The sequence below is a fragment of the Candidatus Dormiibacterota bacterium genome (assembly GCA_036495095.1).
In the GTDB taxonomy this organism is placed as follows: domain Bacteria; phylum Chloroflexota; class Dormibacteria; order Aeolococcales; family Aeolococcaceae; genus CF-96.
This window is the reverse complement of sequence record DASXNK010000065.1, coordinates 1-8,013: the sequence shown is the minus strand read 5'-3', so window position 1 is coordinate 8,013 and position 8,013 is coordinate 1. Positions and strand designations below refer to the sequence as shown.

General features: G+C 72.5%; 7 protein-coding genes and 1 tRNA gene. 4 read left to right on the top strand and 4 right to left on the bottom strand.

The annotated features are described in order from the left end of the window. A partial coding sequence (locus tag VGL20_06945) for an AMP-binding protein (protein ID HEY2703410.1) occupies positions 1–1,085 on the top strand: 1,085 nt, incomplete at its 5' end. A 9-nt stretch (positions 1,086–1,094) separates the two neighbouring features. Here the strand turns inward: VGL20_06945 and VGL20_06940 are convergent. Continuing rightward, complete coding sequence (locus tag VGL20_06940) at positions 1,095–2,105, bottom strand: methyltransferase (protein ID HEY2703409.1); 1,011 nt, start codon at positions 2,103–2,105, stop codon at positions 1,095–1,097. Between the two features lie 91 nt (positions 2,106–2,196). On the opposite strand from VGL20_06940, the gene VGL20_06935 reads away from it, so the two are divergent. Next, positions 2,197–3,159 carry a DUF3500 domain-containing protein gene (locus tag VGL20_06935; GenBank protein ID HEY2703408.1) on the top strand — a complete coding sequence of 321 codons (963 nt, stop codon included), beginning with the start codon at positions 2,197–2,199 and terminating at the stop codon, positions 3,157–3,159. On the opposite strand, the gene VGL20_06930 is transcribed toward VGL20_06935, so the two are convergent. From VGL20_06930 to VGL20_06920, 3 genes are read right to left on the bottom strand one after another with little or no spacing between them, the layout of a single operon-like run. Then, positions 3,150–5,753, bottom strand: coding sequence for an FtsX-like permease family protein (locus tag VGL20_06930; GenBank protein ID HEY2703407.1), 2,604 nt, complete (start codon positions 5,751–5,753; stop codon positions 3,150–3,152). The two genes, VGL20_06935 and VGL20_06930, sit on opposite strands and share 10 nt — an antisense overlap. Next, complete coding sequence (locus tag VGL20_06925) at positions 5,750–6,466, bottom strand: ABC transporter ATP-binding protein (protein ID HEY2703406.1); 717 nt, start codon at positions 6,464–6,466, stop codon at positions 5,750–5,752. The genes VGL20_06930 and VGL20_06925 overlap by 4 nt, the downstream gene beginning before the upstream one ends. Continuing rightward, complete coding sequence (locus VGL20_06920; GenBank protein ID HEY2703405.1) at positions 6,459–6,737, bottom strand: Lrp/AsnC ligand binding domain-containing protein; 279 nt, start codon at positions 6,735–6,737, stop codon at positions 6,459–6,461. The genes VGL20_06925 and VGL20_06920 overlap by 8 nt, the downstream gene beginning before the upstream one ends. Before the next feature lie 110 nt (positions 6,738–6,847). Here VGL20_06920 and VGL20_06915 point away from each other — a divergent pair. Next, positions 6,848–6,923 (top strand) — tRNA-Gly (locus VGL20_06915). 159 nt (positions 6,924–7,082) lie between these two features. Continuing rightward, the coding region (locus VGL20_06910) for a tyrosine-type recombinase/integrase (GenBank protein ID HEY2703404.1) at positions 7,083–8,013 on the top strand (931 nt) is incomplete at its 3' end.

Genomic DNA, 8,013 nt, shown 5'->3' with positions numbered 1-8,013 from the left:
CGACCTCCGACATCGGCTGGGTGGTGGGCCACAGCTACATCGTCTACGCGCCGCTGCTCGCGGGCTGCACCACGATCGCGTACGAGGGCGCCCTCGATCACCCCGGCTCCGACACCTTCTACCGGATCGTCGCCGCCAACCACGTGAGCGGGGTGTTCACCTCGCCGACCGCGGTGCGCATGCTCATGAAGTACGGCACCGAGCCGGCCCGCGGCCACGACCTCGGCTCGCTGGAGCGGGTCTTCTGCGCCGGCGAGGTGCTCAACCCCCCGGCGTGGGAGTGGCTGCAGCGGGAGGTGCTCCGCAACGAGGTCCCGGTCATCGACCACATGTGGCAGACGGAGACGAGCGGGCCGATCGTCGGCAACCCCTACGGACTGGGCCTGCTGCCGATCAAGCCGGGCTCGCCGGGGGTGCCGCTGCCCGGCATCGAGGCCGCGGTGATGAGCCAGGAGGGCGAGCTCTGCGGCCCCGGGGAGAAGGGGATCTTCGTGATCCGCCGCCCCTTCCCCGGCCTCACCGCCAGCCTCTGGGGCGAGCCCGAGCGCTACGGCCGCGACTACTGGGAGAAGATGCCCGGCCAGCAGGTCTACTTCAGCGGCGACGCCGCCGAGGTCGACGAGGACGGCTACATCTGGTTCAGCGGCCGCGCCGACGAGATCATCAAGATCGCCGGCCATCGCATCGGCACGATCGAGGTCGAGACCGCCTTCCTCCGCCACAAGGCGGTGGCCGAGGCGGGGGTGATCGGCCGGCCCGACCCGCTGCGGATGGAGGTGATCTCCGCCTTCGTGGTGCTGAGGCCGGGACACACCCCGTCGCCCGAGCTGCGCCAGGAGCTGATCGAGACCTGCCGCCGCGAGCTCGGCCCGGTGGCGGTGATCGGCGAGCTGAACTTCGTCGGCATGCTGCCGAAGACCCGCAGCGGCAAGATCATGCGGCGGGTGCTCAAGGCGGTCACCCTCGACACGGACCCGGGCGACGTCTCCACGATCGAGGACGAGGGCTCGGTCGACGAGGCTCGGCACGCCTGGGAGGAGATGCGGGCACAGCTGGCCGCATCTCCTGGGGAGACGCCGCGGTGACGGCGGGGGTCAGCTGGCGAAGATCAGCGTCGCGGGCGAGTGGGTGGGCTGGAACCGCACCTCGGTGAACCCCGCCTCGTCCAGCCAGCGCTCGTAGTCGGGCTGCCGCCAGCTCGCGCCCCGCTGGGTGTTGAGCAGCATCATGGTGCTGAAGAGCCCGGCGAACGGGTGCCCCCTGCCCTCCGCGTCGAGGACGAAGTCGCTGATCACCAGGACGCCGCCGGGGCGCAGCGCGCGGCGGACGTTGCGGAACACCGCGACGTTCTCCTCCGGGCTCTCCTGGTGGGCGATGTTCGAGTAGACGACGACGTCGTGCGCCGCCTCGCCGAGGTCGGTGGTATGGAAGTCGCCGTCGAGGGTGGTGAAGCGGTCGCCGGCGCCGCGCTCGCCCACGAACTCCCGCGCGATCGCGTTGACCGAGGGCCAGTCGAGCTGGGTGGCGGTGGCCTGCGGGTTGGCGCCGAGGAGCACCGCCGAGTACACCCCGGAGCCGCCGCCGATGTCGAGGATCGAGACCTCACCGCGATCCCGCACCAGTTGCTCGGCCACCTCCTGGGCCAGCGGCATCGCCAGGGGGACGATGGCCATCACCAGCTCGCGCCACATCGGGAGGTCCTCGGTGGTGAGGTCGTCGGTGGCCACCGGCGATCCGCTGCGCACCGCCTCCGGCAGCTGCGCGAAGGCGAACTGCGGATACAGGATCGTCTGCGCGAACCCACCCATGTAGGCGGGGCGGCCCTCGACCAGGAAGGCGCTCGCCTCCGGCGAGTTGCGGTAGCCGCCCTCGGTCGACTCGACGAGGCCCATGCCGGTCACGCCGTCGAGCAGCGCCTGCGCGCCGCGCTCGGAGATGCCGGCGCGGTCGGCGAGGGCGGCGACGGTGCCGGCGCCGTTCTCGAGGTGGGTGAAGAGCGACCAGTGGGCGGCGGTTGCGAGCACGTAGGCCCCGGTCAGGGCCGGGAGCGAGTGCATCAGGATGCGCTCCGGCGAGACGGCGGGGAAGGGGGCGTCGGCCGGCATCGCTGGCCTCCTGGGGTGAGCGGGGTTCGGCGGGGACACCCTCCACGGTAGCCGACCCCGGGGTGCCGGCCGCCGGTGCTAGCGTGGGGTCATGGCCTCCGGCGGCGTGGGGATGGTTGCGGCGGCGTCCGCATTGCTCGATGCGCTCGACGCGCCCGGTCGGGTTCGTGCGCTCATCCCCTTCGACGACCCGCGACGGATGCGGTGGACCTACCTTCCGCGCGAGCGCTTCGGCCTGCCGCTGCGCGCCATGGACGGTGACCAGCGGCTGCTCGCCCACCGCCTCCTCCGCACCGCGCTGAGCCTTGCCGGGCTCGCCCAGGCGGCCACGGTCACCGCGTGGGAGACCGTGCTCGAGGCGGTCGAGCGTCGCGACGACGGGCGTCGTGATCCGGGCAGGTACCACGTCGTCGTCTTCGACCAGCCGTCGCCGGAGGCACGGTGGGGGTGGCGCTTCGAGGGGCATCACCTCAGCGTGTCGGTGACGCTGCGGGGCGACACGCCGGTGACCGCGACCCCGCTCTTCCTCGGCGCCAACCCGGCGCGGGTCGGCTTCGAGGGGGGCGGCACGCTCCGCCCGCTCGGGGTCGAGGAGGACCTCGGCCGCGAGCTGCTCGCCAGCCTCGGTCCCGCCGCGCGGGGCCGCGCGGTGGTGGACGCGCTGGCTCCCGAGGACATCCTCTCCGGCACCGCCGTCGACGCCGGCGGGCTGCCGGTCGCGGGCGTCCTCGCCGGCGAGCTCGAGGGCGAGCCCCGGCAGCTGCTGGGCCGGCTGGTGCGGCTCTACGTCGCCCGGCTCGACCCCGCGCTCGGAGCGCTCTTCGCCGGTGTCGAGGACGACCCCGGGCTGCGGTTCGCATGGGCGGGAGGCGGGGAGCCGGGCATGCCCCACTACTACCGGCTCGCCGGCGAGCGTCTCCTCGTCGAGTACGACTGCACCCAGGACGGTGCCAACCACGTGCACACCGTGGTGCGCGACCCCCGCGGCGACATCGGCGTCGACCCGCTGCGCGCCCACGTCGCCGCCGCCCATCGCGGCGGCGGTCACTCGTAGCGCAGCACCTCCAGCGGGCGCACCCGGGTGGGTCCCCAGGCGACCAGGCCGGCCACCACCACGACGACCGCGACCACGCCGGCGACCACCGACACCGCCACGCCCCGGCCCACAACGAGGTCGGTCTCGAGCACGTGGGCGCCGATCTGCCCGGTGGCGATGGTCACGACCACCATCCCGGTCCCCGCGCCGATGACCGCGACCACCGCGTTCTCGACCAGCACCATCGAGAGCACCGAGCGGCTGGAGTGGCCCACCGCCTTGAGGATGCCCATCTCGCGGCGGCGCTCGAGCATCGCCAGCGCGACCGTGTTGGCGATGATCACCACCCCGGCGAAGAGCGCCAGCGACGCCAGCGCAAGCATCAGCACGGTGAGGTTGCCGAGCACCTGCTTCACCAGCGCGCCGAGGTCGGCGACGTCGTAGACGGTGGCGCCGGGGGCGGCGTCCTCGATGCGGCGCAGCGCCGTGGCGGTGTGGCCGGGGTCGACGCGCAGCGCCACCGCGGTCTGCACCTCGTCGGGTCCGAGCGCGGTGGGCACGCCGCGGTCGCCGAGCACCGGCTCGAGGAAGGTGGGCAGGCGCGGGCCCACCCCGTGGCTGATCGGCGTGTACAGGCCGACGAGGCGCAGGGTGACGCTGCGACCGGTCGCCTCCTGCTGGAGGATGACGGTGTCACCGGGCCCGAGCAGCAGCGGCGGGAAGGCGACGTCGAAGCGCGCGAGGACGTTCATCGTCCCCGCGTCGGCGGCGCTGAGGGTGCGGCCGGCGGCGATCGCCACCTCGGGCAGCTGCCCGCCGGCGAGGTCGTATCCCTCCACCCCGCTGAGCTGCCCGATGCGGAACCGGCGGCCGCGACCGGTGGCGCCGCCGGCGCCGGCGACCGCGTCACGGAGCGGCGTGCCGTTGAGCGCGGTCGGCACCGCGGCGACGTCGGCGGTGACCCGGCGCTGCTGGACGCCGGGGAGCGACGCGGTCACGGCGGTCACGGCGGCGGCGTCGTGGGGGGCGGCGATGGCGAAGAGGTTGTAGGTGCTGAGACGGCTGATGCTCTCATCGACCTTGGCGCTGATGTTCTGTCCGAGCACCAGCACCAGGCCGATGCCGAAGACCCCGGTGAACAGCGCCACCAGGGTGGTGGCGGTGCGCCCCCGGCTGCGACCGATCGCACGGAGGGCGAGCCGCAGCGCGGTGGTGAGCCGGCGGGGGAGGGGAAGGCGCTCGGGGATCGGGATCCGCCCCACCAGCCAGACCATCACCCAGAAGACGCCACCGAGCGCGGCGAGCGCGGCGACGGTGCCGGCCACGGTGGCCAGCGCGTAGGCGACGCTGCCGAGCAGGCCGGCGCTGAGCGCGGCGAAGAGCACCACCAGCAGCGCATAGAGGCCCGCGGTCTGCGCGGCCGACCCCGCGGTGACCCCGCCGGGGAGGTCGCGCAGCACCGCCTGCGGCCGGATCGCCGCGGCCCGGACGATGGGCAGCAGCCCGAAGATCAGCGCGGTCGCGAGCCCGACGACCACGCCGGTGACCAGGGTCGCGGCGCCGACGTGGAAGGCGATCGAGATGAGGAAGACGCGCTCCACCAGCACCCGCACCACCGCGCTGACGCCCACGCCGACCGCGGTGCCGGCGATCCCCCCGGCCAGCCCCAGGATCGCCGCCTCGAGGCCGAACAGCGCGTAGAGGTCGCGGCGCCGGTAGCCGGCGGTCTTGAGCATCGCGATCTCGGTGCGCCGCCGCTGCAGCGACACCTGCATGGTGTTCACGATCCCGATCCCGCCCATCAGCAGGGCGAGCAGGCCGATGATCTGCAGGGTGCGGCTGATCTCGCGCGAGATGGTGATGTTCTCGTCGAGCGCGTCCTGCACGGTCTGGACGCTCGCGGTGGGAAAGGCGGTGCGCAGACGGTCGGCGGCCCGCTGCGCGCTCGCCGGGTCCGGGGCGGTGGCCTGCACCGTGCCGTAGCCGAGCGGGCGGCCCGAGACCGCGGCGTAGGTGGGCGGGGCGATGTAGGCGGCGGTGCTCTCCAGAATGCTGTTGCGCAGCAGCCCGGCGACGCGAAGGTCGGCGCCGCCGCCGCGCACCAGGGTGAGGTGGGCGGTGTCGCCGAGCCGCACCCCGGCCTGGTCGGCGATGAACTGGGTGAGGATGACCGTACCCGGTGCGGCGAGCAGGGTGGCGAAGCTGCCCCGTGCCGGCGCGGCCAGCTCACCGCCGCCGACCAGCGGATAGTGCTTCGGGTCGACCACGTCCACGTTCACCCGCGCGATGTGCCCACCGCCACGCCGCACCGAGCCGCGCTCGACGCCGATGGCGCTGTAGTCGTCGATGAGCCTGTCGCGGCGCAGCTCGTCGAAGCGGGCGAGGTCGGCGGGGGAGAGGGGGATGGCGTTCGACTGCACGGTGACGTCGGCGCCGATGATGCTCCGAAGGTTGCTGGTCAGCGAGAGCGACACCATGTCGCCGGCGAGGCGCAGTGCCACCACCGCCATCACCCCGACGGTGATGCAGAAGATCGCCAGCAGCGAGCGCTGGCCGCCGCGGCGCACCGCCCGCAGCGAGTAGCGGGTCCAGAGGCGCAGCCGGCCGCTCACCGGCCCACCGTGGTCTCCGCGATGAGCCGCCCGTCGACGATGGTGATCACCCGCTCGGCGCGGCGCGCGATCACCGGGTCGTGGGTCCCGATCAGGAAGGTGGTGCCCAGCTGCCCGCGGATCTCGGCGATCAGCTGCAGGATGCGCTCGCCGGTGGCGGCGTCGAGGTTGCCGGTGGGCTCGTCGGCGATCACGATCGCCGGCCGCGTCGCCAGTGCTCTCGCGATCGCGACCCGCTGCTGCTCGCCGCCGCTCAGCTGCGAGGGCCGGTGCCGGGTGCGGTGCTCGAGCCCGACCAGCGCCAGCATCTCCCGCGCCCGCGCCGAGGGCGAGCCGGGGTGGTCGCCGACGAAGAGCGGCACCTCGACGTTCTCCTGGGCGGTCAGCGTCGGGATGAGGTTGAAGGCCTGGAACACCATGCCGATCTTGGCGTTGCGGACCATCGCCAGCCGGCTCTCGGGCATGTCGGTGATGTCGATGCCGTCGACCAGCACCCGCCCCGCGCTGGGCCGGTCGAGGCCGGCGATGACCCCGAGCAGGGTGCTCTTCCCGCTGCCGCTCGGACCCACCAGCGCGGCGAGCTCGCCCCGCATGATGCGGAGGTCGATGCCGCGGAGGATCTCGACCGTCTCGCCACCCAGGGGAAGGCTCCGCTCGACGCCGCGGGTCTCCAGCGCAGGGACCGGGATCCGGCCGCCGTCGCCCTCAGTCAAGCCCGATGTCGAAGGCCGCCTGGATCTCGTTCTTCCCGTAGGAGCGCATCGCGAGGTGGGTATCGGTGCGCACCACCCCGGGGAGGGTCGCCACCTTCTGGGTGACCAGTGTCGCCAGGGCGTCGAGGTCGGGCACCCGCACCGTGGCGATGAAGTCGGTCGTCCCGGTCGTGGTGTAGACCTGCTCCACTCCCTCGGTGTCGGCCAGTGCCTGGCCCAGCGCGTGGATGCCCTGCGGCTCGCAGACGATCATCAGGAAGGCGGTGACCATTGGGAGGCACGGTACCACCGCCGATCGGCCCCGAGGTGAGGCCCGCCGAACCGGGGTTCGGGCCCCCGCTTCAACTCCGCCGCCCGCCGTCGTAGAATGGCGGCCGCCGAGCGGGAGTAGCTCAGTTGGTAGAGTCCCTGCTTCCCAAGCAGGTTGTCGCGAGTTCGAGTCTCGTCTCCCGCTCCACCTCCTCCTTTCGAGTTGAGGAGCAGAACCTGCTTCCCCTTGAACGGGGCTTTCGCATGCCCTGAGATGGGGGTGTACATGCAGGAAGCAGGTGCTACTATGCAGAGGTTTAGTCTGGGATTCCTCTATAAGGCTCCGAGTTCGGAGGCCCCTGATCCGATGCCCAAGCTGACCGTCATCGACCCCCCGCCGGCGACCGCGATGGAGCGCCTGGTCGAGGACTACCTCGACTACCACCGGGGCATGGGGCACTCGATCCGGACGACCCGCGACGCCTACGGCTATCCGCTCCGCACGCTCCTGCTGCCCTTCTGCGCCGCGGAGGGAGTCGAGCAGCCGTCGCAGCTCACCGACCGGCACCTGAACCGCCTCTCGGGCACCCTGCTCGAGACCGGGCATCCCTTCGCGCTGCGGCCGAAGCCGCTCGCCAAGGCGTCGGTGCACGCCTACATGCGGGCGATCAACAGCTTCCTCGCGTGGGTCCGGAAGGAGGGGGAGAAGGTCGATGCCAAGGCTCCGCTGCCCAAGCTGAGCCGGCCGGTCATCGACGTGCTCACCCGGGCGGAGATCCAGGCGATGGAGGACGCCGCCGACAACGAGCGCGACAAGCTCATCGTCCGCCTCCTGGCCGACACCGGCATCCGTCTCAGCGAGCTCCTCGGGCTCCGGTCCGCGGACATCCTCGAGGGCGACGGCCGGCACGTCTTTCTGAAGATCCGCGGGAAGGGCGACAAGGAGCGGCTGGTGCCCCTGGCGCCAGCGCTCGCGCGTCGTCTTCGCCGCTTCGCCGACAAGACCCGGAAGGACGCGAACACCAACCGCATCTTCATCGCGCTGCGCCGGCAGCCGAACAGCTGCGAGTACCGGCCGCTGACGCCGTCGGGGCTGGGGCAGATGATCCGCATCCTCGCCGAGACGACGAAGCTCGACAAGCGGGTCCACCCGCACCTGTTCCGCCACTCCTTCGCCACGCACATGCTGCGGAAGGGGATGAACCCGCTGATCCTTCAGCAGACGCTCGGGCACGCCGACCTGACGATGATCACCCGGACCTACTCGCACCTCAATCAGGACGACGCCTACGAGGCGA